This window comes from Methylocella silvestris (genome assembly GCF_002891535.1).
GTDB lineage: Bacteria > Pseudomonadota > Alphaproteobacteria > Rhizobiales > Beijerinckiaceae > Methylocapsa > Methylocapsa silvestris_A.
The window spans coordinates 1-1,225 of sequence record NZ_PDZR01000059.1; the positions used below are offsets into that span (position 1 = coordinate 1).

Consider the following 1,225-nt stretch of genomic DNA (forward strand, 5'->3'; position numbering starts at 1 on the left):
TGACGTCCCCCCTGTTTTTTCATCCATTTTGAGTGAGAGTTTTCCGGTCTTTTGAGCCTTCGGGCGAGGAGCTGGGAAATGAAGAAGTCGAGGTACAGCGAGGAGCAGATCGCGTTTGCGCTGAAGCAGGCGGAGACGGGCGCGCCGGTCGCCGATGTCATTCGTCGGATGGGGATCTCTGAGCAGACGTTCTATCGCTGGAAGAAGCTTTACGGCGGGCTTGGGACGGGCGAACTGCGACGTTTGAAGCAGCTCGAAGACGAGAACCGGAAACTGAAGCAGCTTGTCGCGGACTTGAGCCTGGACAAGCATATTTTGCAGGACGTCTTGTCAAAAAAGCTCTGACGCCTGGGCGTCGGCGCGAGCTCGTCGCGCACGTCCGGGCGACCCACGGCGTCAGCGAACGACGCAGCTGCTCGGCGCTGGGCGTCGAGCGGTCATCAGTGCGCTATGTCTCACACAGTCCTGACCAGACGCCGCTGGTGATGCGCATCCGCGATCTGGCGGCGACGCGGATGCGGTATGGCTATTTTCGCATCTACATCCTGCTGCGCAGGGAAGGATGGCTCGTGAACCACAAACGTGTCTACCGGCTCTACCGGGAAGAGGGACTGAGCCTTCGGCTCAAGAGACCCCGGCGAAACGTCAGCGCCGCCAAACGCGAACGGCAGCCTGCGGCATCGGCCGCGAACGAGATGTGGTCGATGGATTTCGTGTCGGACGCGCTGTTCGATGGCCGACGGCTTCGAGCGCTGACCGTGGTCGATGCCTTTACCCGCGAGGCGCTGGCGATCGACGTCGACCAAAGCATCAAAGGCGAGCAGGTGGTCGCCGCCATGACGCGGATCACGTCGATTCGCGGAGCGCCTCGGACTATCCGGGTGGACAATGGCCCGGAGTTCATCTCGAAAGCGCTCGACCGTTGGGCGTACGAGAACGGCGTCACGCTGGATTTCAGCCGGCCTGGCAAGCCCACGGACAACGCGTTCGCGGAGTCGTTCAAGGCCGCCTTCGGGACGAGTGCCTGAACGCGCACTGGTTCCTGTCTCTGGCCGATGCCAGGGCCAAGATCGAGGCGTGGCGGCGCGACTACAATGAGAGCCGTCCTCACACGTCTCTTGGCTGGCTGACGCCGGTCGAATATGCTGCTGTCACGGCCGCTCAAGCGGCCGAATGAACGCCGGATACTCTCCATCAGCCTGGATCAGAAATCGGGGGACCCTCA

1 pseudogene is annotated in these 1,225 nt (G+C 62.0%); it reads left to right on the forward strand.

Annotated features, from left to right (window positions below):
• The first annotated feature begins 78 nt into the window (after positions 1 to 78).
• Positions 79 to 1,177, forward strand: a pseudogene (locus CR492_RS20210) (IS3 family transposase).
• The last annotated feature ends 48 nt before the right edge of the window (positions 1,178 to 1,225 follow it).